Below are 22,379 nucleotides of genomic sequence, written 5' to 3'. Positions count from 1 at the left end.
TCTTTTAAGTTAAAACCAGTCAAGAGTAAGGTAGGGTTATGATTTCAGGCATTTTAGTTTCACCGGGTATTGCTTTTGGTAAAGCACTTTTACTGAAAGAAGATGAGATTGTCATCAACCGGAAAAAAATCTCTGCTGACCAGGTAGAGCAGGAAGTCGAGCGTTTCAAATCTGGCCGGGCGAAAGCATCTGAACAGTTAGAAGCGATCAAGACCAAAGCTGGCGAGAGCCTAGGCGAAGAGAAAGCTGCCATCTTCGAAGGCCACATCATGCTGTTGGAAGACGAAGAGCTTGAGCAGGAAATCATAGCCCTAATCAAAGACGAACATGCTTCAGCCGACGCTGCCGCATATACCGTCATTGAAGGCCAGGCGAAAGCGCTGGAAGAACTGGATGACGAGTACCTGAAAGAACGTGCAGCTGACGTACGTGACATCGGTAAACGCCTGCTGAAAAACATTCTCGGCCTGACCATCGTCGATTTGGGGGCAATTTCAGAGGAAGTGATTCTGGTTGCAACGGATCTGACGCCGTCTGAAACCGCGCAGTTGAACCTGGATAAAGTTCTGGGCTTCATTACTGACCTCGGTGGCCGTACTTCCCACACCTCGATTATGGCGCGCTCCCTGGAATTGCCTGCAATTGTTGGCACCAGCGACGTAACCAAACAGGTGAAGAACGACGATTATCTGATCCTCGATGCGGTGAACAACAAGATTTACGTTAACCCAACCAGCGATGTGATCGACCAATTGAAAGCGGTGAATACTCAGTACATCACCGAGAAAAACGATCTGGCTAAACTGAAAGATCTGCCGGCTATCACTTTAGATGGTCATCAGGTTGAAGTGGTTGCCAACATCGGTACCGTTCGCGATATCGCCGGTGCTGAACGTAACGGCGCTGAAGGCGTTGGTCTGTATCGTACCGAATTCCTGTTTATGGACCGCGACTCTCTTCCTACGGAAGAAGAGCAGTTCCAGGCTTATAAAGCCGTTGCGGAAGCCATGGGCTCTCAGGCAGTTATCGTCCGTACCATGGACATCGGCGGCGATAAAGACCTGCCGTACATGAACCTGCCAAAAGAAGAAAACCCGTTCTTGGGCTGGCGTGCAATCCGTATTGCCATGGATCGTAAAGAAATCCTTCATGCGCAATTACGTGCCATTCTGCGTGCTTCTGCCTTCGGTAAGCTGCGCATCATGTACCCGATGATCATTTCTGTTGAAGAAGTGCGGGCACTGAAAGCAGAACTGGAGATGCTGAAAGCTCAACTGCGTGAAGAAAATAAAGCCTTTGATGAATCTATCGAAGTGGGTGTTATGGTGGAAACGCCAGCGGCGGCAACCATCGCGCACCATTTAGCAAAAGAAGTTGACTTCTTTAGTATTGGGACAAACGATCTAACTCAGTATACTCTGGCAGTAGATCGTGGCAATGAGCTGATTTCTCATCTCTATAATCCAATGTCGCCTGCGGTATTGGGCCTGATCAAACAGGTTATTGATGCATCTCACGCTGAAGGTAAGTGGACCGGTATGTGCGGTGAACTTGCTGGCGATGAACGTGCTACACTGTTGTTATTGGGCATGGGGCTGGATGAATTCAGCATGAGTGCAATCTCGATCCCGCGCATCAAGAAAATTATCCGTAACACGAATTTCGAAGATGTGAAGGCGTTGGCTGCTGAAGCGTTATCTAAACCAACGGCGCAAGAATTGATGGACTTGGTTAACACGTTCATCGAAGAGAAAACACTCTGCTAATTCCATGAGACTGGAACGCTGTCCAATATAAATACTTAGGAGAAGATCATGGGTTTGTTCGATAAACTGAAATCATTTGTTTCAGATGATAAGAAAGACAGCGGCACTATCGAAATCGTTGCGCCGTTGTCTGGCGAAATTGTCAACATCGAAGATGTGCCAGACGTTGTTTTTGCCGAAAAAATCGTTGGTGATGGCATTGCTATTAAACCATCAGGCAGCAAAATGGTTGCTCCGGTTGACGGAACCATCGGTAAAATTTTCGAAACCAACCATGCATTCTCTATCGAATCAGACAGCGGCATCGAGCTGTTTGTCCACTTCGGTATTGATACCGTTGAACTGAAAGGCGAAGGCTTCAAACGCATCGCTGAAGAAGGTCAACGAGTGAAGAAAGGTGATGTGGTTATCGAGTTCGATCTGGCCCTGCTGGAAGAGAAAGCCAAGTCTACCCTGACTCCGGTTGTTATCTCTAACATGGACGAGATCAAAGAACTGATTAAACTTTCCGGCAGCGTGACCGTCGGTGAAACACCGATTATCCGTATCAAGAAGTAATAATATTGCGGATGAGAAAACGGCGCTTAGGCGCCGTTTTTTATTGTCGGATGCTACGCTCTTAGTATTTTACCGCTAGTGCGTAGACCACTGCGGGACACGTAAACGAATCACCAAGCCGCCCTGCTCACCATTTTTAGCCTCTACCTGCCCACCGTGCGCCAGAATCACTTTTCGGGTTATCGCTAATCCCAGGCCATAACCTTTGCCTGACATAGCCGATTTCACACGTACGAAGGGATCAAAAATGCTGGATAAGCGGCTTTCCTCCACGCCCGGCCCCTGATCGACCACTTCGATTTGATACTGTTTTTCTATCTGTGAAAGCCTGACCGTTACTTGCTGGCCCTGGGTAGAAAAACGTAGCGCATTACGCACGATATTATCGACGGCGCGCCGCATCAGCTCGGCATTGCCTTTCACCGTATATTCCCTTTCAGGCTCCGCCTGTAACACAATCTCCACGCCCGGCACCTGCGCCTCATAGCGTGCGTCATTCACCACCGCTTCTACCAATCCGTACAGATCGAAATATTCTTCGTCATGGGTTAGCGTTTGATTCTCCGCGCGAGAAAGCGCCAGTAACTCACCAATCATTTTATCCAGACGTTCAGCTTCATGTTCAATGCGTTGCAATGAAGTATTCACGTTTCCTGGGTTTTGATGAGCCAATCCAATCGCCAGTTGCAAACGCGCCAAAGGCGAGCGTAATTCGTGAGAAACATCGTGCAGCAGTTGCTCTCTGGCGCTCACTAGCGCCTGTAAACGCTCAGCCATTGAGTCAAAGTCACGTGCCACTTCGGTCAATTCATCATGGCGGCGACGCATCATCGGTAATAAGCGAACCGCAAGATCGCCCTGCGCGACTCGCTCAAAGCCATCCCGCAGCTGGCGCATGGGACGGGTTAGATTCCATGCCAAAAAAGTGCTGAAAAATAGCCCGCCCAATGCGCCCATCCAGAATAAGGGTTTAGGAATGTTCAGAATCTGATCCCTTTTCCCTTTTGGATGATAAACCGCCCGCATACCGTCAAAATCATAACTTAGCTGATATTTATCGCCCTCAGGTGTTGTAGCCCACTTAACGAGGTGTGACGGTGAATCGGTGAGTGTTTTTGCAGCAGAAACCGGCGGAACCGCAGATTCAGGTCGCACTGAAAACAAGGTTTTTTCCGGTTCCGTCCAGCCGGACATCATCGTTTCCAGCGCGGACAAACCGCCGCTGCTCAGCACCGAGGCGGCGGATTTCATCTGCTGGGCCACAATCTGTCGCATCATGCCGTTTTCCGGCGGCTCGTGTCGGTTGCCATAGAAAGAAAAAATCACCCAAAGCAGTTGGGTCATCAAAATAAAGGTAAACCAGAAACCCAATAGGATTTTCCAAAACAGGCGTCCACGCATAATCATATCCTGAAAAACCGTTATTTAATGCGATAGCCAATGCTGCGAACGGTTTCAATATTGAGGTTATTATTCGGCAACTGGCTGAGTTTTTGCCGAATATTGCTGATATGCACATCTACACTGCGATCATAGGCTTCTCTCGGTCGCCCCAGACCTTTATCCGACAGTTCGTCTTTAGTCACTACCCGATCCGGCGAACGCAGCAATAATTCCAGCAGATTGAATTCAGAGGCGGTTAAATCAAAAGCTTTACCCTGCCACTGGCTGCTGCGGGTAGCGGGATTCAACGTCAGCGCTCCCAGCGTCAGCAGGGAGTCACCGCTGCTTTGCTCTGGCCGCTCATCGAAGCGACGTAATACCGCCCGCAGCCGCGCCACCAGCTCCCTTGGGTAGCAAGGTTTCGGCATATAATCATCTGCGCCCATTTCCAAACCGATCACCCGATCGATATTGTCCCCTTTGGCGGTGAGCATGATGATCGGCAATCGACTTTTCTGGCGCACCTGTCGTAAAACGTCAATTCCGCTCATATCCGGCAGCATAATGTCGAGAATCAGCGCGGTATAATTGCCGGATAATGCGCCATCAATACCGGATTTACCGGTAACGGCCAAATCAGCCTGAAAACCCTCGCCGCTCAGGTACTCCTTCAGCATTGAGCCAAGCTCAATATCATCATCGACTAATAGAATTTTCATATATTTCTCCCTTAACTGATTTCACCTATTTTCCTGCCAATTTATCGCCAGCGCAGCCAGTTTTACTGAATCCTTACATATTCCTAAAATCCGCTTTACCCCTAACGGCGGTGCTTGGCGGTAAATTATGACTCAGTATTTCTCTGTAGATTTTGTCTTAGAATGACTCAAGGAAATTTGGTCAATTATGCAACAACTCATTGGTACCAAACGACGGGCGCTATGGCTGCTCGTGGCACTACTGGCGGCAGGTTTCGTTCTCTATTTTTTATTTTTCTCTACGCCAGAAAAGCCCGCTTACATCACCGCCACCGCTCAAATCGGCAATCTGGAGCAAACCGTTCTGGCTGATGGCACCATCAAAGCGAAAAAACAGGTTAGCGTGGGTGCGCAAGTTTCTGGGCAAATCAAAGCCCTACATGTCAGTCTTGGTCAACAAGTGCAAAAAGGCCAGTTGGTGGCCGAAATTGACGATCTGACTCAACAAAACGCTTTGAAAGACGCGGAAGCCGCTTTAAAAAACGTGCAGGCGCAGCGCGCCGCCAAACAGGCTACGCTGGAAAATAACCGCCAAACCTATCAGCGCCAACAGAAAATCCTCGGAATGGGGGTGGGCACTCAAGCCGATTATGACAGCGCCAAAGCCACTCTGACTGCCACTCAATCCGAAATTGAAGCGCTGGACGCTCAAATCGCTCAAGCCAAAATCGCCGTGAGCACCGCGCAGCTCAATCTGGGTTACACCAAAATCACCTCGCCAATTGAAGGCACCGTGGTAGCTATTCCCGTGGAAGAAGGCCAAACCGTTAACGCGGTACAAAGCGCACCGACCATCATTAAAGTTGCACGTCTGGATACCATGACCATTGAAGCGCAAATTTCCGAAGCCGACGTGATCAAAGTCAAAACCGGTATGCCAGTATATTTCACTATTCTCGGTCAGCCGCAGCAACGTTTCAGCGCCACGCTACGCGCCGTAGAACCGGCTCCCGACTCAATCAACGACGACGATACCAGCACCTCATCCAGCGCCAGCAGTACATCGTCCACCAACACAGCCATTTATTACAATGGCCTGTTTGACGTGGCCAATCCCAATGGCGAACTGCGGATTTCCATGACTGCACAGGTATATATTCTGTTGGACAAAGCAGAAAACGCCATTGTCATTCCTTCTACCGCCATTGAACATCGGGGCAATAAGAATCAGGTTCAAGTGGTTGATGAAAAAGGGAATATTAGTCTGCGTGATGTCACCATTGGATTGAATAACAATGTGGACGCACAGGTGATTTCCGGACTTCAGGCCGGCGAGAAGGTGATTATCAGCCAATCCAGCGGCACTGCAATGACCAGTAAGGTTCAGCGCATGGGCCTACCGATGGGGATGCGATAATGCATAGCGCCCAATCAAAAACGATCTTGCTGCATCTGGATAATGTTTGTCGTCAATTCATCAACGGCGAACAGCACGTTCAGGTACTGAAAAACATCAATCTGACAATTCATCAGGGCGAAATGGTCGCGATTGTCGGGGCTTCCGGCTCAGGAAAATCAACGCTGATGAATATTCTTGGCTGCTTGGATAAACCCAGTTCTGGCGAATATTGGGTGGCAGGACAAGCCCCGCAACTGATGAGTAATGACGAGCTGGCGAGGCTACGTCGAGAACACTTCGGCTTTATCTTCCAACGCTATCACTTACTGGGAGATTTAACCGCCCAGGGCAACGTTGAAATTCCAGCTATCTATGCCGGTAGTCAACGGGAAATACGACGTCGGCGAGCGGCGGCTTTGCTTGGCCGTTTGGGGTTAAACGAACGGTTGGATTACTATCCCAGCCAGCTTTCCGGTGGCCAGCAGCAACGAGTTAGCATTGCCCGCGCGCTGATGAACGGCGGCGAAGTCATTCTGGCAGACGAACCCACCGGCGCGCTGGATACCCACAGTGGTAATGAGGTTTTGAGTATTCTCAAAGGCCTACATGCTCAGGGACATACGGTGGTCATTGTTACCCACGATATGCGCATCGCCGAACATGCTCAGCGAATTATTGAGCTGCGTGATGGAGAAATCATCGCTGACCGCGACTCACAAAGTAGTCTGGAACCTGATACGCTAGAAAATCTGGAGAAAAACCTGCCAGCCACGATCGAAACATCGATTCAGCCCTCTCGCTGGCTGAGGCAACGCGATCGACTGCAAGAAGCCTTTAAAATGGCGCTGTTGTCGATGGCCGCCCAACGATTGCGCACGTTTCTCACCATGCTGGGTATTATTATCGGTATCGCATCGGTGGTTTCAGTGGTTGCTCTGGGGAAAGGCTCTCAGCAACAAGTGCTGGCTAATATCAGCGCGATGGGCACCAGTACGCTGGAGATTTTCCCTGGCAAGGATTTTGGCGATAGGCGTTCGGCAGCGATTCAAACGCTGCGCGCCACCGATGCTGATGCATTAGCCCAGCAAGGTTACGTTCACAGCGTTACGCCCACGCTGTCTACCAGCGTGATTTTCCGCTACGGCAACCAATCGGTATCCGGTACCGTCAACGGCGTGGGCGAGCAATACTTCACCGTGCGCGGCTACCAAATCGATCAGGGAATGGCCTTCACCCGCACCAGCGTGGACAACCTGTTGCAAGAAGTTGTCATCGACCAGAACACGCGTAACAAACTGTTCCCAAACGGAGAAAATCCATTGGGAAAGGTGATTTTACTCGGTTCCCTCCCCTGTCGGATTATCGGCGTGGCGGCTAAAAAACAGAGCGGTTTTGGCAGTGATGAAAATCTGAACGTCTGGATTCCCTATACCACGGCGATGAAGCGTATGCTCGGTCAGTCCTACTTAAAGAGCATCACCGTTCGGGTAAACGATGATATTGACTTAGCTAACGCTGAGCAGGGCGTCATAAAACTACTTACTCAGCGTCACGGCAATCAGGATTTTTTCGTGATGAATACCGATAGTATCCGTCAAACCATCGAGAAAACCACAGCAACCATGACGCTATTGGTATCTATGATTGCGGTAATTTCGCTCATTGTCGGAGGCATTGGCGTAATGAATATCATGCTGGTTTCCGTAAGTGAACGAACCAAAGAGATTGGCGTGCGCATGGCCGTTGGCGCCCGTTCCAGCGATATCATGCAGCAATTTCTCATTGAAGCGGTATTGGTCTGTCTTTTAGGCGGTTGCCTCGGCGTGTTGTTGTCGCTGGCGATCGGCGGGTTATTCAGTCAGTTCAGCACCAGTTTTACTATGGTGTACTCCGCGACCTCCATGATTAGCGCCTTTCTCTGTTCCAGCCTGATTGGCGTGGTTTTTGGCTTTTTCCCGGCGAAACGTGCCGCCGAAATGGATCCGATCCGTGCCCTTGAGCGAGAGTAATTTCGGTAAGCGGTCACAAAAATGCGCTTTCCCATTGCGATTTTATCGACGGACTGGGTATGTTATTGATAATAGTTTAACTCCGTTTTATTTTTGATAATGGAGTTAGACATTCTAATAATACTCAAACTCTAGATAAGGGAATGGCATCATGTTCAAGGCAACTCGAGGTTTTCTTTACGCTTTGCTGGCAATAGGCTCTGTTTCCCTTAGTCAGGCAGCGGCTTTACCTGATGTTCCTTTGTCATTCAAGAACGGTACTGGCGCCATAAATGGTTCGGTCATTTACGTGGGTTTAGGTAGCGCAGGTAAGAACTGGTTTCGGATAGATATTGCTCATACATCACCAATCTGGGAAAAAATAGCTGAATTCCCCGCTCAGCCGCGAGAACAGGCGGTTTCCGTTATGCTTGATGGCAAGCTTTATGTTTTCGGTGGCGTCGGTAAAGCCACGGAAAACGAGGCCAATCCACAAGCTTTAACCGAAGTTTATCGCTACGATCCATCGGACAATCGTTGGGAAAAAGTGCCAACCCGCGCACCTCAGGGATTGGTTGGCACCGCTATTGCTTCCCTTGATGGTCAGCGGGCATGGGTTATAGGTGGGGTGAATAAGCAGGTATTTGACGGCTATTTTCAGGATTTAAGCGCAGCTCAAACGGCGCAACAAAAAGATGCCGTGGCTCAGACTTATTTCAATCAGGCACCGGAGAGCTATTTCTTCAATCGGGAAATCATGATTTATAACCCGACGAATAATCAATGGCGATCCGGCGGCCAGTTGCCTCAATTTGGCCGCGCAGGCTCTGCTATCGCGACTCGGCAAAACCGAGTCATTTTGATTAACGGAGAAGTCAAACCAGGATTACGAACCGCCGAAGCGCTAGAAGGGACATGGCAACAAGATCAGATGCACTGGAAGCGGTTGCCCGATCTGATTCCAGCCAGCGATAAAATGCAACAGGAAGGGTTGGCCGGAGCTTTTGCTGGTATTAGCCATCAGGCCATATTGGTAGCGGGCGGAGCCAACTTCCCCGGTGCCAGAGCACAATTTAACGCCGGTCAGCTTTATGCTCATCAAGGACTGAAAAAAAACTGGCGTGACGAAGTCTATGGATTGGTGAACGGGGAATGGAAAATCGTCGGGAAATTACCTCAACCTTTGGGTTACGGCGTTTCTATTCAGGATGGAGATAATATCTGGCTGATTGGCGGGGAAACCGATAACGGCGCGGCAGTGGCGTCCATTAGACAATTATCTTGGGATGGCAACCGGTTACGCCAGCAGTAGCTGAAACGCATCCGAAGTGTAGCGCTAACTTCGGATGCCATATTTAACGGTGTCACTAATCAAAAACGCCGGTAGAAAGATAGCGATCGCCACGATCGCAAATAATCGCCACGATCACCGCGCCCGGACGTTCTGCCGCAACGCGCAAAGCGCCAGCCACCGCACCGCCGGAACTGACACCGCAGAAAATCCCTTCCTGCTCCGCCAGAAGACGCATGGTTTTCTCCGCGTCAGTCTGCCCAATATCCAAAACCTGATCGACCAGTTCTGGACGAAAAATCCCCGGTAAATAAGCCGGAGACCAGCGACGAATACCGGGAATACTGCTGCCTTCCGCCGGCTGCAGACCGATAATTTCCACCTGCGGATTCTGGCTTTTCAAATAGCGACTTACACCGGTGATGGTGCCGGTGGTACCCATGCTGGAAACGAAATGGGTTATTTTTCCTGCCGTTTGCTGCCAGATTTCTGGCCCAGTGCCAGTAAAATGAGCCAGAGGATTATCCTGATTATTGAATTGATCCAATACCTTGCCCTGCCCTTGCCGCTCCATCTCCAGCGCCAGATCTCTCGCGCCTTCCATTCCCTGCTCACGGCTGACCAGAATCAATTCAGCGCCGTAGGCTCGCATCGCCGCCTGACGCTCCTGGCTCATATTTTCCGGCATGAGTAACTTCATTCGGTAGCCTTTCATCGCCGCAATCATAGCCAGAGCAATGCCGGTGTTACCACTGGTCGCCTCAATTAATACATCACCATCATGAATATCACCCCGTAATTCCGCTTGCTGAATCATGGACAGCGCTGCCCGATCTTTTACCGACCCGGCAGGATTATTCCCTTCCAGTTTGACCCACACATCGGCGTTCAGCCCTTGTGTCAGACGCTGCAATTTCACCAACGGGGTATTACCGATACACTGTTCCAGGGTTGTCACATTATTAACCTATTAAGCGAATAAAAGTGCCCGATGGCATGAGTTTTACGCCACGTTCGGACAAAGCAAAAAGGCGGCCAATAGGCCACCTGATTATATGCGGTGAGCAAAAACTATCAGGCGCTTTGCGCCATAGCAATGGGTTGCAGTAATTGATCGCCAGAATAAAGTCGCGCGTTCAATCCGCCAACGTAGTAGCGATTGCCTCGCACTGGCGCAGCTACGCCACCTTCCGGTAATACCACGCTGATAGGTTCCTGATGCCAGCCTATCGGTTGCACGGTTAACTGCCAGAAGTGGCCGCGCGGGCTGACCTCCAGTACCTGAACCGGCAGCGGACAGCGAGCGCCGGCCTGAGTACTGATTTCCATTTCCCACGGGCGCAGGAACAAATCGACGCGCCCCTGATGCATAGGAGCCAGATCCAGCGGCCAGTGGTGAGCGCCAACGTAAAGCTGCGAACCGCGGATCTCACCGCTTAATCGGTTAACCTCACCGAGGAATTCCAACACAAAACGCGTGGCCGGATCGCGCCATACCTCATCCGGCGTGCCCACCTGCTCAATATTGCCCTGACTCATCACCACAATCCGATCCGCCACTTCCATCGCTTCTTCCTGATCGTGGGTCACGAAAACGCTGGTGAATTTCAGCTCTTCATGCAGCTGACGCAGCCAGCGGCGTAATTCTTTACGTACCTGCGCGTCCAGCGCGCCAAAAGGTTCATCCAGCAACAGAATCTGCGGTTCTACCGCCAACGCGCGAGCCAAAGCGACTCGCTGCTTTTGACCGCCGGAAAGCTGGGAAGGAAAACGATTCGCCAAATGACCAAGCTGTACCATTTCCAGTAGCTGTTCGACTTTGTGCTTAATGGCCGTCGCATTTGGGCGCTCGCGGCGCGGTAATACCGTGAGGCCGAACGCAATATTGTCGAACACCGTCATATGGCGGAACAGCGCATAATGCTGGAACACAAAACCCACCCGGCGCTCCCGCGCGTGTAGCCGGCTAACGTCAGTACCGTGGAAACTCAGCCGTCCGGCATTTTGGTTTTCCAGACCGGCAATAATTCGCAGCAACGTCGTTTTACCCGATCCCGAAGGCCCCAGCAGTGCCACCATCTGACCAGAAGGAATATCCAGCGCGATGTCGTTCAATACCTTGGTACGACCAAAATATTTGCTGATATTGTTAATTTCAATGCTCATGCTTTTCCTCCTGTTCGAGGCGAACAACCTGACGCGCTAAGCGCCATTGCAGACCGCTCTTCAGAAATAGGGTAACTATCGCCATCAGGGTGAGTAACGCCGCTGCAGTGAAAGCACCGGCGGTGTTGTAATCCTGATGCAGCAATTCAACTTGCAGCGGTAAGGTGTAGGTTTCACCGCGAATTGAGCCGGATACCACGGAGACTGCGCCAAATTCACCAATGGCGCGGGCGTTGGTTAATACCACACCGTACAATAGCGCCCAGCGGATATTCGGCAAGGTGACGCGACGGAACATCTGCCAACCGGAAGCACCCAGCAATACTGCAGCCTCATCTTCCTGGCTGCCCTGACTCATCATCACCGGTACCAGTTCCCGCACCACAAATGGGCAGGTGACAAATACCGTCACCAACACCATTCCCGGCCATGAAAACATCAGTTGAATATCATGGGCATCCAGCCAGCCGCCAGCCACGCCGTTGGAACCGTAAAACAGCAAATACATCAGACCCGCTACCACTGGCGAGACAGCAAAGGGAATATCAATCAGCGTCATCAATAATTGGCGACCGGGGAACTGAAAACGCGTCACCAGCCAGGCCATCACGACGCCAAACACCAGATTCACCGGAACGGTAATCAGCGCGACTAACACCGTCAGCCAAATAGCATGCAGCATGTCTGGATCGGCTAAATTCTGCCCTACCACCTCTATTCCTTTGGAGAACGCGGTGATAAAAATCCAGGCGATTGGAATCACTAACAGCAAAATGGAAAACACCGCGCCGATGGCGATTAACGTCCATTTTCCCCAGTTGAAAGGCGGGCGAACAGCACCACCGTTAAATTCTGAAATATCCGCCATCAGTGCCCCCCAATCCGCTGACCAAAGCGGCTCTGTAAGGTATTGATGCTAAACAGCAACACCAATGACACGGCCAGAATCACCGAGGCAATGGCGCTAGCCGCCGGATAATCAAACTCTTGCAGGCGGATAAAAATCATCAGCGAGGTCACTTCGGTTTTCCACGCGATATTACCGGCGATAAAAATCACGGCGCCAAACTCCCCCAAACTGCGGGTAAATGATAGCGCAGTACCGGCCAGCAGCGCCGGAGCCAGCTCCGGCATGACCACCCGACGGAAACTCTGCCAACGAGTGGCACCCAGGGTTTCTGCCGCTTCTTCGTATTCCGGCCCTAACTCTTCCAACACCGGCTGCACGGTTCGCACCACAAATGGCAAACTGGTAAAAGCCATGGCTACTGCAATCCCCAGCCAGGTAAAGGAAACTTTGATATCAAACTGTGCCAGCCAACCACCGTACCAACCGGTAGTGGAGAACAGCGTGGCCAGCGTTAAACCAGCAACCGCCGTCGGCAAGGCAAAAGGCAAATCCATCAGACCGTCAAGAATACTGCGGCCGGGGAACTGATAGCGGGTCAAAATCCACGCCATTAGCATACCGAAAACGGCGTTGAACACGCTGGCAACGCCGGCGGCCAACAGCGTGACTTTGTAAGCCGCGACCACCTGCGGATTGGAAATCACTTCCCAGTATTGCGCCAGACTCATTTGAGCCAGTTGCATCACCAGAGCGCTCAAAGGTAACAGCAGGATAAGGCAGGTATAAAGCAGGCTGCTCCCGAGGCTAAGAGTGAATCCGGGCAGAACCCGCTTGCTGGACGCCGACAACATTACTGGTGCCCTTCCGCTAACAATTTATCCAATACGCCGCCGCTGGAAAAATGGGTGCTCATCACCTGCGGCCAACTGCCGAACTGTTCTTCCACGCGGAATAATTGGGTTTCCGGGAACTGCGATTTCGCCGCAGCCATGGCGGTTTTGTCATAAACGCGATAGTTAAAGCTGGTAATAACCTGCTGCGCTTCAGGGCTGTACAAGTAGGTCAGATAAGCTTTCGCGGCTTTTTCCGTGCCGTTTTTCACGACGTTTTTATCTACCCACGCCACTGGGAACTCCGCCAGGATATCCACCGGCGGGACGATGACTTCATATTTGTCGCTGCCGTATTCTTTCCGAATATTGTTCACTTCTGATTCGAAGCTAATCAGCACATCGCCCAGCCCGCGCTCCACAAAAGTCGTAGTTGCGCCGCGGCCACCGGTATCAAATACCACCACGTTTTTCAGGAAACGTTTCATCCAGTCGCGGGTTTTAGCATCGTCACCGCCGTCGGCCTGACTGGTTGCGCCCCAAGCGGCCAAATAGGTATAACGGCCATTGCCCGAGGTTTTCGGATTTGGAAACACCAGCTTGACGTCTTCACGCACCAGATCATTCCAGCTGTGAATTCCTTTCGGATTATCTTTGCGAACCAGAAACGCCATAGTGGAATAGAAAGGTGAACTGTTATTCGGCAAGCGCGCTTGCCAATCGGCTGGAATCAAATTGCCGCGATCATGCAGGATTTGTACGTCTGTAACCTGATTGTAGGTGACTACGTCGGCTTTCAGACCTTGCAAAATAGCCAATGCCTGTTTGGATGAGCCGGCATGAGACTGTTTGATGGTCAGCTTATCGCCGGGATTCTGAGCTTCCCACTGTTTCTGGAAACCCGGATTCAGCGCGGAGAACAATTCGCGGGAAACATCATAAGAGCTGTTCAGTAACTCGGTGGCAGAAACCGTGGCGCTGCCCAATACCAAAGCGCTCAACAGAGCCGCTTTTGACCATCCGGCCAGCCTGCCATTTTTCATCAAGTTCTGTTTCATTCTGCACCTTAGTCACTGAGTTCGCCGGGCTGATAACGCCTTAATGATGATCAGTGTATTTATAACTAGGCATATAGCTGTAACGCTTTTATATACCGTTTAGTGATGTGCAAGTATGAAATGCTCTAAGGCAGCAAAACCGCCTCTTCCCCGCGACTGACAAAAATAAGAAAGTCTGGCTGATATCAGCCAGACTTTGTGAAAGCGCCGTGGTTAACCTCACGCGCGAGGGATTATTTCAGCGTGACTGGCTGCGCCGTGGCATTGCCCTTGGCTCCGCTGAAAGCTTTACCATCAATGGCGTCGACCATTCTCAATCCTTTCGGACGAATCCAGCGCTGAACGCGCGATGGCATATCAAAACCAATGAGCAGAATCACCACGAAAGTCAGGCTGAAGGATAGAGATCCCAGCGCAGTTCCCAGACTCAAGTGTTGAGCAATAGACGCGCCCAGAATCGGTGCCAGTGCACCGCCGAGCGCCCCCACGTTATAAGTAAAGCCTAAACCGGCTGCGCGTTGCTCGGTATCGAAATAGCCGCCCAATAATTTCGGTAACAGTCCCGCAATGCCCTGCCCCAGCATTTGCTGTAAAAACAGCACCGCGCCAAGCAGCATAATATTCCCGCCACCCATGGCAAACAGCGGGATAATCAGCAATTGGGAAACGAGTAAACTGGCTACATAGGCTTTACGCGTCCCCAGCCAATCGCCCAGAAAACCGCCGACGCAGCAACCAACCGCCGCGCCAAAGCCACTAAAGAACAACACATTACCTACAGTATGTGGATCATAACCCAGCTCCAATTTCAGGTAAGTTGGCAACAGCGCCTGAATCGGCCAGGAATAGAGGAAGGCGCAGAACACCACCACCATCAGCATCACGCCCGTCGGCCAGCGATCGCCACTGGTTTGCACCATAAAGTAGATAAATATTGCCGCGCATAAAATTCCCAGAGCCACCACAACGGGTGCCGAAACCATACCAGTGAAGCAGAAATATAGCGCTGCGGCGGCAAACACCGTCAGAATAATGTTCAGGTAACTGAGGTTACTGCGGTACAAGATATCCACCATATTTAGCGATTTAGCGGGTTTCTGTTTAGCCGATTGATTCTGCGCCTTTTCCCAATCCTCGGCCTCTGGCAGGTTTTTTCGTAGCCACAAAGCGAAAATAATCGGCAACAACCCAATATAAAACAGCATCCGCCAGCCAAAAGCAGGAACGATATAGCTATAGGCCTGAGCGGCTAATACGGCGCCAATGGAGAAACCGGAAATCAGGAAGCCGCTGGCTTTATTCCGCATGTGTTTCGGCCAGCTTTCCATGACATAAGTCGAGCTGGAGCCATATTCTCCCGCCATACCAATACCGATAATCAGTCGGGCAATAAATAAGGTGGTATAACCCGGAGCCAGACCACATGCCAGCGTACCAAAGGAAAAGAGGACGATGCTGGTAATCATGGCTAATTTACGACCATAACGATCGCCCATAGCACCCAGCACTAATCCGCCAAACCAACGGGAAATAAATGCCGCAGAGATTAAACTGGTGGCCTGAATAAGGGATAAACCAAACTCTTGCTTTATATCGGTCAGCACCAGCGTGATCAGTACGAAGTCAAAGCCATCCAGGGCATAACCGATCCATGCGGCAATAAATGCCTTCCATTGAGCAGGCGTCAGCTGTTTATACCAGCGCTGCTGTATTGAAGTATTCATATTAAGGCGTTCTCCCCCGTCATTGATAAGCCTCTGACGGAAATCTATTATCCCGGCCACGCGTTTAACAATCAGCATCTCATTGTTTTAACGCATATTTAAAGCAGCTAATTGCGCTGATAGCTACGCTTATGTTTTTCGCAGTTAAACCCCGAAATAAAACACAAAAAGGAGTAAAACTCCACTTGAGTGTATAAGATCACTCTCTCTTTTCAATCACAATGTGTAGAAAACGTGACAAAGATGGCGAAATGTTTGTATTACCGGGAAGAACCAAATAAGCCACCGTAGATATAACGTAGAGATGGCTTATTCACGGGAGAAGTGCGTTTTGCAAAGGAGATTATATTTTTTTGCAGCTTATCCGTTCTGGCTAACGGCGAGAGTGGTTTTACGCTTCGTACTCTCCGCCTGCTCAGGATCAGCTTTCACCAATAAGGCATAAATCAGATCCAACACAAATAACTGGGCAATTTTGGTGCCGATAGAGTCACCTTGTAATTGCCCCTGACGGTTGCCATTGATTAATACATAATCGGCCAGTTCGGTAATGCGCGACCCCATATTATGAGTTAAGGCAACGGTTGTCGCTCCGGCCTGTTTTGCCAGCCGCAATGCCTCTACGGTCTCTGTAGAAGTACCTGAATGGCTAATACCAATAGCGACATCACCGGCTTTCATTAATGAAGCCTGCATATACATAAAATGATTATTGGTTGCGGCATCGACTCGCAGGCCGATACGCATTAATTTTGCCTTGGCGTCTTCGGCAGTAATACCGGAAGACCCTACGCCAAAAATACAGATTCTGTCTGCCGGACGCAGCAAGCTAACCACTTTTTCAACACATTCCAGCGACAGCAAATTCAGGGTTTCTGATAACACATTATTAATTGCCACCTGCAATTTACTACCAATAGTCAGGGTATTATCGCTATCCTGAACATCCGCGTCTAACAGGCTATTTTCATTATTTGACGCATTGCTGGTTGCAACTTCGATGGCCAAATCCATTTTGAAATCATGGAATCCCTTATAGCCCAGCGTGCGGCAGAAACGAATAATGGTGGCTTCGCCGGTTTGAGTTAATGAGGATAATTCAGCAATAGAAACCTGAGTCACTTTAGCCGGCTCCGTCAGAATATAGGCCGCAATACGCTGAGCAGAACGAGTCAGGCTATTTTGCATCGCCCCCAAGGCATCAAGAATTTTTCCAGGCTGGAAACGTGGAGTACCCGTTTTCATCACAAACACCTCAGGGTGAGTTTAAATTTGGTGGGCATGATTACATAGTTGGCAGGCTTCGTGAAGACAAATGAGGCCGGAGAGCGGCGGTAGAAACAATAAAAAACCCCGGGGGGCCGGGGAAAATGTCAAAGATAACTAAGGTTCTTATTATAGGGAAATCAGGATAATAGAGTGTCGTCCAGCAGGCGGCGATGCACCTTCACCACCAGTTTTTTAATCGTACCAGAACCGATAATTTGACAGCCCGGCTTATGAGGCTCACCCGGTAGGAATACCGCAAACATACCGGGGAACATACGTAATTGGCTTTTATCCGGAATTTCGGCAATAAGCTGATAATCATCCTCAGCCTGATAAGGCTCCAGATGTTCTGATGGCGTTTGGGTTGAATATTCAATCCCTTCCACACCGCGAATGAGCAGCTGTACATCGGCGTAAACAAGATGCATTTCTGCTTTTTTACTTTCCGCTGGCTGAGTGTCAAATTCCATCACATTCATAAAAATATCCTCGCCGTTAATATCATGACGACCGCAGGACAATTCGTTAACCGGTATTTCCGACAAATACGCCAGTATCATTTGAATACTTTCCGGATAGCCGCCAAAAAATTCGGGCTGATTTAAGTTACCGTGAATCATTTTTATGCCTTATATCCCAACGGATAATCTTAATTATTCGTCACTAGGTTGCACTATTGATTACAGCGTGGCTGTGGCCCACAGCGCTGCACCCGATAAACCGCTATCTTGGCGGTAATGAGCCGCCTGCAAAGGCGCACGATAGATGGCCGGTAACGTTTTCTGCGCCAGCCTCACTCTATCGAGATAGCCTTCGGCTAACCCCACGCTACCGCCGATCACCACCATTTCCAGATCCAGAGCCATGGTCATATCCGCCACCATTTGGGCAATGGCTGCCGCTGAATCGTCAATAATCTGTTCTGCCTGCCGCTGGCCATTTTTTGCCATGCGAAATACCTCAACGGCAGTGACCGGCTCAGCCCAGGCAGCAGTGGCTGCGCCAATGGCCGTACCGGACGCAACGCTTTCTACGCAGCCGCGTCGACCACAGCCGCACATCGGCCCGTGAGGATCGGCCAAGGTGTGACCAATATGGCCGGCCAATCCTTGATTACCGGTATGTAACTTATTATTCAGGACAATACCGCCACCCACGCCGGTTGAAACCGTCACGAACATCATATTATTCACGGCAATAGACAAAGTCTGATATTCCGCCCACGCCGCGGCCTGACCATCGTTTAGCAGCACACAAGGCACATTCGCGATGCCTTCAATACAAGCTTGCAGTGGAAAATGAGCTAAGCCACCGAGGTTGGCAGGATTTAGCGCCGTGAGATAACCATTACTAACAATCCCCGTTGAAGCCACACCAACAAAATCAACATGTTGTCGATGGGGTTCAATCAATTGTTCCAGCGTTCTTTGCAACCGTTCTGCGTCTCCTCGCGGAGTGGCAATTTGCTGCCGTTGACTCAGTTCGCCTTTGTGATTCACTCGCGCGGCGGCGATTTTAGTGCCACCAATATCCAGTACCAAGCCCTGCTTCATACCGCTGCCTCTCTGTGCCTCAGCCTCTACGCCCACCGATCACACTCCGAAAAATAAAGTAAAATGGAGTTTTACTTCGAATGAAACTATCTCAACTCACTCTAATAGGCAAACAGAAAATGCGGCCAAAGGAAAAGGGACTGGCACCCTTTCCTACGGGTTCACATTTTGCTCGTTCAGTCGTTGCGCCCGTCGAATAAAAGATCTAACATGACGGAGTAAAACTTCATTTAAGATAAAATACCGGAGTTAAAAACCGTGAGCAATCCAATCCACCTCCGCCATCAGCTCCAGAACGGATTAATCGTTTCATGCCAACCGGTTCCCAACGGCGCCATGGATCGCCCCGAAATGATTGCCGCCATGGCGCAAGCCGCGCTGGACGGCGGTGCCGTAGGCCTGCGTATTGAAGGTGCCGCCAACGTGAAAGCGGTGCGTGAAGTGACCGATGCGCCCATTATTGGCATTGTTAAGCGAGATCTGCCGGGCTGCGCAGTCAGAATAACCCCATGGCTGGAAGATGTGGATGCATTGGTTGCCGCCGGAGCCGACATTATCGCTTTTGATGTAACCCACCGAGAGCGCCCCGTTTCGGTGGAAATGCTGTTTGAACGAATTAAAGCTTCTGGTCGTTTATCCATGGCCGACGCTTCTGACTATACCGACGGTATCAGCGCTCACCGCTTGGGCGTCGATTTTATCGGCACCACGTTATCCGGCTATACCTCGAAAAATACGCCGTCTGAGCCGGATTTAGCGCTGGTAAACCAACTGGCTCAGGTCGGTTGCCGGGTGATAGCCGAAGGTCGCTATAATTCACCGGCGCTCGCCGCCGCCGCGATTAAGGCGGGAGCCTATGCCGTTACCGTCGGCTCCGCCATCACCCGCATTGAACATATCTGCGGCTGGTTCACCGATGCCATCAAGCAGCGTTAGTCTTCCTGACGTGCTTAATTTTAACGGCGGAGTTATCCTCCATAAACAAACTCCCCCCCTGCTATCTCTTCGAGTTTAAGGATAAGTATGAAAAAGTTAACCGGCCTTATCGCTGCACCGCACACTCCGTTTGATGAGCACGGTGAAGTCAATTACCCGGTCATTGACCAGATTGCAGAGCATCTGATTAATGATGGCGTAAAAGGTGTTTACGTTTGCGGCACCACGGGAGAAGGTATTCATTGCTCCGTTGAAGAACGTAAAAAAATTGCCGAGCGCTGGGTTGCTGCCGCACAGGGACAATTGAGCATTACGCTGCACACAGGCGCTCTCAGTATTAAAGATGCGGTGGATTTGTCTCGCCATGCGGAAGAACTGGATATTTTCGCGACCTCAGCCATTGGCCCCTGTTTCTTCAAGCCAGGTAATCTGGATGATTTAATTGCCTATTGTCAGACAATTGCAGCGGCGGCTCCGTCAAAAGGCTTTTACTATTATCATTCCGGGATGTCTGGCGTGAATTTGGATATGGAACAGTTCTTAATTAAAGCCGAGTCTAAAATTCCTAACCTGTCCGGCATTAAATTCAATAATGCTGATCTGTATGAATTCCAACGCTGCCTACGGGTTAGCGGTGGCAAGTTTGATATTCCGTTTGGCGTGGATGAACATCTGCCGGGCGGATTGGCTGTTGGCGCTATTGGTGCCGTTGGCAGCACTTATAATTACGCGGCTCCACTGTTCCATAAAATCATTGCGGACTTCAACGCTGGTAACCATGCTGCGGTGCAAAGAAGTATGGATCAGGTCATTGCGCTAATTCGTGTACTAGTAGAGTTGGGTGGCGTAGCCGCAGGTAAAGCTGCGATGCAATTACACGGTATTGATGCTGGTAATCCGCGGTTGCCGTTACGTGCTCTAACTAAAGAACAAAAACAAACTGTGCTGAACAGAATGCGTGACGCAGTGGCGCTGTAATCTTCCCAAGAAATATGTAGACCACTGCCATTGAGCTATAAAAAAAGCCGGTGCTAAATAGCAATCCGGCTTTTTTATACGTTTTTTTGCAGAAAATACTATAACTATAGCGACAGCAGTTTAGTCAGCGACGGCGCGAAATAATAGCTGCCGGTAACGGCCTTACTAAAACGCAGCAACTGGTCGTGCTTGCCATCCAGATCTCCGAACATGCTTAGCAATTGCTGTTCGATATTGTGTAAACGTGCGCAATAAGCGATGAAATACAGACCGTGTTTCCCACTGGCAGTACCATAAGGCAGGCTCTGACGCAGAATTTTCAGCCCCTTACCGTTTTCTTTTAAATCAACCCGGCTAACGTGCGAGGTATCAGGACGCTGATCCGGTGGCAGTTCCTGGCTATCCGACTTGGTGCGGCCAATGATTTGCTCTTGTTTTTCCTGCGGTTGGCGCTGCCAGGTGCTCAGGTTGTGCTCATAGCGCTGAACCAAAACGTAGCTACCGCCAGCGTCTTCCTCACCTTCGGCAATGACCGCGACTTCAGGCCGGTTATCACCCTGCGGGTTTTCAGTACCGTCAATAAAGCCGGTAAGGTCTCGTTCATCCACCCAACGGAAACCATGGGTTTCCTCTTCAATAGCAATAGTTTTACCGAATGCGGCCAGTGCAGCCTGAGCCAGAGAGAAGTTCACATCATGGCGCAGAGACTGAATGTGGATCAGCATGTCACGCTGGGTCGCCGGTGCCAAACCTCGTCCCAACGGCACAAAAGGCTTCAGTTCAGCAGCGCCCTGCCCGCCGGAGAGGTCATGCCATACGTCAGAACCGAAGGCAATAACCGCGCCTAAATGTGCATCAGGGTATTGTTGTTGTAACTCCACCAACGATTGGCAGAATATTTTAGAACCGCTACGGATGTCATCCAGTTCACCCTGAATTTTTGCTTCCAAAAAAATAGCAAAACGGCAATGTTCCAACAAAATACCGCTCTGAACCTGAGACATGATTTCTTCCTCAATAAAAACTGGGAGTTGGGGTTCTTCCCCCAACTTTATATTCTGTTCGACATCATACGCGACGCCTTAATTATTACATTGCGTCAGCGCAAAATAAAACAGGAATAGCCCCAATGCTAGCAGGCGGCTACCACCGTGATTTTTCCCCAGAAATAATAAAGGCTCCGACAGAGGAGCCTTTACGACGTTAAAATAATCCCATTACGGCTAAGATTAATGAGCCTGAGCACGCCAGATTATTTTACTCACTTTCCAGTTTTTCAGTGCGTCGTTTGATGGCATTAATCCTTCCGGACCATGCCAAATGCCGGTAAACAGGTAACTAACATGTTTACTTTCTGGAGCCACGCACTCTACGCTTTCGGCATCATCACCGGTAGCTTTCTGGCAGGCACCATAAGCCTGCTCAAAGATATCGCTAAATGGTGTATCCAGTTTTACGCCCCACTGGCTGGAAATATTTTTGTCCATAACGTCAATGCGTTCGACAGTGCCTTTAGGCTGGCCTGAAATAATCAGTTTAACCTGAGCGTCCTTCATCGCCTGATAAAAAGAAATTAATCTATCGCCATTGCCAGCCATGCCGCTGCGTAAGCGGTAATCGCCGTTCAGACCTTCGTTAATCGCATCCTGATTCATCGCCGTGGCGGCAGTAATACTCCCTACGCCTTCCTCGGTCACCCGCAGGCTACTACCAAACCAATTCGTGGGAGACAGGCTCGACCAAGAAAAATTTGAGAGCGCAGAACACCCCGTCAGCAATATTGGCAACCCAAGCAATAACGGGCGTAAATTCATGGTATAGCTCCTTAAAATTAACTGACAAAAACGGTGATACCGATAATCACTTGCTTTCGGCCCACAGACAAAGCCCGTTTCAGTAGAACAGCGCTCAATGATTCACTGGTTGGAGTTC

The 22,379-nt window shown here is 50.2% G+C and carries 18 protein-coding genes and 4 pseudogenes; 8 read left to right on the top strand and 14 right to left on the bottom strand.

Going from position 1 to position 22,379, the window contains the following annotated elements; genetic code table 11:
- Positions 1–38: 38 nt before the first annotated feature.
- Together ptsI and crr are read left to right on the top strand one after the other, a co-directional pair.
- Complete coding sequence (gene ptsI, locus ACQ4OC_RS05670) at positions 39–1,766, top strand: phosphoenolpyruvate-protein phosphotransferase PtsI (RefSeq protein WP_049596928.1); 1,728 nt, start codon at positions 39–41, stop codon at positions 1,764–1,766.
- A 48-nt stretch (positions 1,767–1,814) separates the two neighbouring features.
- Positions 1,815–2,324, top strand: a complete 510-nt coding sequence (crr, locus tag ACQ4OC_RS05665) for a PTS glucose transporter subunit IIA (protein WP_064517034.1) — start codon at positions 1,815–1,817, stop codon at positions 2,322–2,324.
- Positions 2,325–2,399: 75 nt separating this feature from the next.
- Here crr and ACQ4OC_RS05660 read toward each other — a convergent pair.
- The 3 genes and pseudogenes from ACQ4OC_RS05660 to ACQ4OC_RS05650 all read right to left on the bottom strand — a co-directional run.
- Positions 2,400–3,413: pseudogene (locus tag ACQ4OC_RS05660) on the bottom strand (ATP-binding protein); the annotation flags it as partial.
- A 57-nt stretch (positions 3,414–3,470) separates the two neighbouring features.
- Positions 3,471–3,725 (bottom strand): annotated as a pseudogene (locus ACQ4OC_RS05655) (sensor histidine kinase); the annotation flags it as partial.
- Between the two features lie 20 nt (positions 3,726–3,745).
- Complete coding sequence (locus tag ACQ4OC_RS05650; RefSeq protein WP_064517032.1) at positions 3,746–4,426, bottom strand: response regulator transcription factor; 681 nt, start codon at positions 4,424–4,426, stop codon at positions 3,746–3,748.
- A 187-nt stretch (positions 4,427–4,613) separates the two neighbouring features.
- On the opposite strand from ACQ4OC_RS05650, the gene ACQ4OC_RS05645 reads away from it, so the two are divergent.
- The 4 genes and pseudogenes from ACQ4OC_RS05645 to ACQ4OC_RS05630 all read left to right on the top strand — a co-directional run bounded on the left by ACQ4OC_RS05645 (position 4,614) and on the right by ACQ4OC_RS05630 (position 9,104).
- The gene (locus tag ACQ4OC_RS05645; RefSeq protein ID WP_120805844.1) at positions 4,614–5,822 is read left to right on the top strand and encodes an efflux RND transporter periplasmic adaptor subunit; all 1,209 of its coding nucleotides are present in this window, start codon (positions 4,614–4,616) and stop codon (positions 5,820–5,822) included.
- Positions 5,822–6,514: pseudogene (locus ACQ4OC_RS05640) on the top strand (ATP-binding cassette domain-containing protein); the annotation flags it as partial. The gene ACQ4OC_RS05645 and the pseudogene ACQ4OC_RS05640, both read left to right, overlap by 1 nt.
- 87 nt (positions 6,515–6,601) lie before the next feature.
- Positions 6,602–7,813 (top strand): annotated as a pseudogene (locus ACQ4OC_RS05635) (ABC transporter permease); the annotation flags it as partial.
- A gap of 151 nt (positions 7,814–7,964) precedes the next feature.
- Positions 7,965–9,104 (top strand): N-acetylneuraminate epimerase, encoded by a 1,140-nt coding sequence (locus ACQ4OC_RS05630; protein WP_120805841.1) that lies wholly within the window; start codon positions 7,965–7,967, stop codon positions 9,102–9,104.
- A 55-nt stretch (positions 9,105–9,159) separates the two neighbouring features.
- Here the strand turns inward: ACQ4OC_RS05630 and cysM are convergent, their stop codons facing one another.
- The 9 genes from cysM to ACQ4OC_RS05585 all read right to left on the bottom strand — a co-directional run bounded on the left by cysM (position 9,160) and on the right by ACQ4OC_RS05585 (position 18,533).
- Positions 9,160–10,041, bottom strand: coding sequence for a cysteine synthase CysM (cysM, locus tag ACQ4OC_RS05625; RefSeq protein ID WP_064517024.1), 882 nt, complete (start codon positions 10,039–10,041; stop codon positions 9,160–9,162).
- A 116-nt stretch (positions 10,042–10,157) separates the two neighbouring features.
- Positions 10,158–11,249, bottom strand: coding sequence for a sulfate/thiosulfate ABC transporter ATP-binding protein CysA (gene cysA / locus ACQ4OC_RS05620; RefSeq protein WP_064517023.1), 1,092 nt, complete (start codon positions 11,247–11,249; stop codon positions 10,158–10,160).
- Positions 11,239–12,117, bottom strand: a complete 879-nt coding sequence (gene cysW / locus ACQ4OC_RS05615) for a sulfate/thiosulfate ABC transporter permease CysW (protein WP_064517022.1) — start codon at positions 12,115–12,117, stop codon at positions 11,239–11,241. Before cysW ends, cysA begins: the two co-directional genes overlap by 11 nt.
- The gene (gene cysT, locus ACQ4OC_RS05610; RefSeq protein WP_049596920.1) at positions 12,117–12,950 is read right to left on the bottom strand and encodes a sulfate/thiosulfate ABC transporter permease CysT; all 834 of its coding nucleotides are present in this window, start codon (positions 12,948–12,950) and stop codon (positions 12,117–12,119) included. Before cysT ends, cysW begins: the two co-directional genes overlap by 1 nt.
- Positions 12,950–13,987, bottom strand: a complete 1,038-nt coding sequence (locus ACQ4OC_RS05605) for a sulfate ABC transporter substrate-binding protein (protein WP_064517020.1) — start codon at positions 13,985–13,987, stop codon at positions 12,950–12,952. Before ACQ4OC_RS05605 ends, cysT begins: the two co-directional genes overlap by 1 nt.
- 233 nt (positions 13,988–14,220) lie before the next feature.
- Complete coding sequence (locus tag ACQ4OC_RS05600) at positions 14,221–15,711, bottom strand: MFS transporter (RefSeq protein ID WP_064517018.1); 1,491 nt, start codon at positions 15,709–15,711, stop codon at positions 14,221–14,223.
- A 360-nt stretch (positions 15,712–16,071) separates the two neighbouring features.
- On the bottom strand, positions 16,072–16,956 hold the full coding sequence (locus tag ACQ4OC_RS05595; RefSeq protein ID WP_064517017.1) for a MurR/RpiR family transcriptional regulator: 885 nt from the start codon (positions 16,954–16,956) through the stop codon (positions 16,072–16,074).
- A gap of 161 nt (positions 16,957–17,117) precedes the next feature.
- The gene (gene nanQ, locus ACQ4OC_RS05590; RefSeq protein WP_430971011.1) at positions 17,118–17,600 is read right to left on the bottom strand and encodes an N-acetylneuraminate anomerase; all 483 of its coding nucleotides are present in this window, start codon (positions 17,598–17,600) and stop codon (positions 17,118–17,120) included.
- Positions 17,601–17,660: 60 nt separating this feature from the next.
- A complete protein-coding gene (locus ACQ4OC_RS05585; protein ID WP_064518494.1) occupies positions 17,661–18,533 on the bottom strand; it encodes an N-acetylmannosamine kinase in 873 nt (290 codons plus the stop codon).
- A gap of 258 nt (positions 18,534–18,791) precedes the next feature.
- Here ACQ4OC_RS05585 and ACQ4OC_RS05580 point away from each other — a divergent pair, with 258 nt between their 5' ends.
- Positions 18,792–19,469, top strand: coding sequence for an N-acetylmannosamine-6-phosphate 2-epimerase (locus ACQ4OC_RS05580; RefSeq protein ID WP_071925603.1), 678 nt, complete (start codon positions 18,792–18,794; stop codon positions 19,467–19,469).
- A gap of 87 nt (positions 19,470–19,556) precedes the next feature.
- Positions 19,557–20,447 (top strand): dihydrodipicolinate synthase family protein, encoded by an 891-nt coding sequence (locus tag ACQ4OC_RS05575; protein ID WP_064517013.1) that lies wholly within the window; start codon positions 19,557–19,559, stop codon positions 20,445–20,447.
- 104 nt (positions 20,448–20,551) lie between these two features.
- On the opposite strand, the gene ACQ4OC_RS05570 is transcribed toward ACQ4OC_RS05575, so the two are convergent.
- Together ACQ4OC_RS05570 and ACQ4OC_RS05565 are read right to left on the bottom strand one after the other, a co-directional pair.
- The gene (locus tag ACQ4OC_RS05570) at positions 20,552–21,451 is read right to left on the bottom strand and encodes a Dyp-type peroxidase (protein ID WP_064517011.1); all 900 of its coding nucleotides are present in this window, start codon (positions 21,449–21,451) and stop codon (positions 20,552–20,554) included.
- Positions 21,452–21,676: 225 nt separating this feature from the next.
- Positions 21,677–22,261: an RpoE-regulated lipoprotein gene (locus ACQ4OC_RS05565; RefSeq protein WP_064517009.1), complete on the bottom strand. Its 585-nt coding sequence runs from the start codon at positions 22,259–22,261 to the stop codon at positions 21,677–21,679.
- Positions 22,262–22,379: the final 118 nt, after the last annotated feature.

It is taken from the genome of Yersinia sp. J1, assembly GCF_050586585.1.
Taxonomy (GTDB): Bacteria; Pseudomonadota; Gammaproteobacteria; order Enterobacterales; family Enterobacteriaceae; genus Yersinia; species Yersinia entomophaga.
Note: the sequence above shows the minus strand (reverse complement) of the source record. Positions and strands in the feature narration are given on the sequence as shown.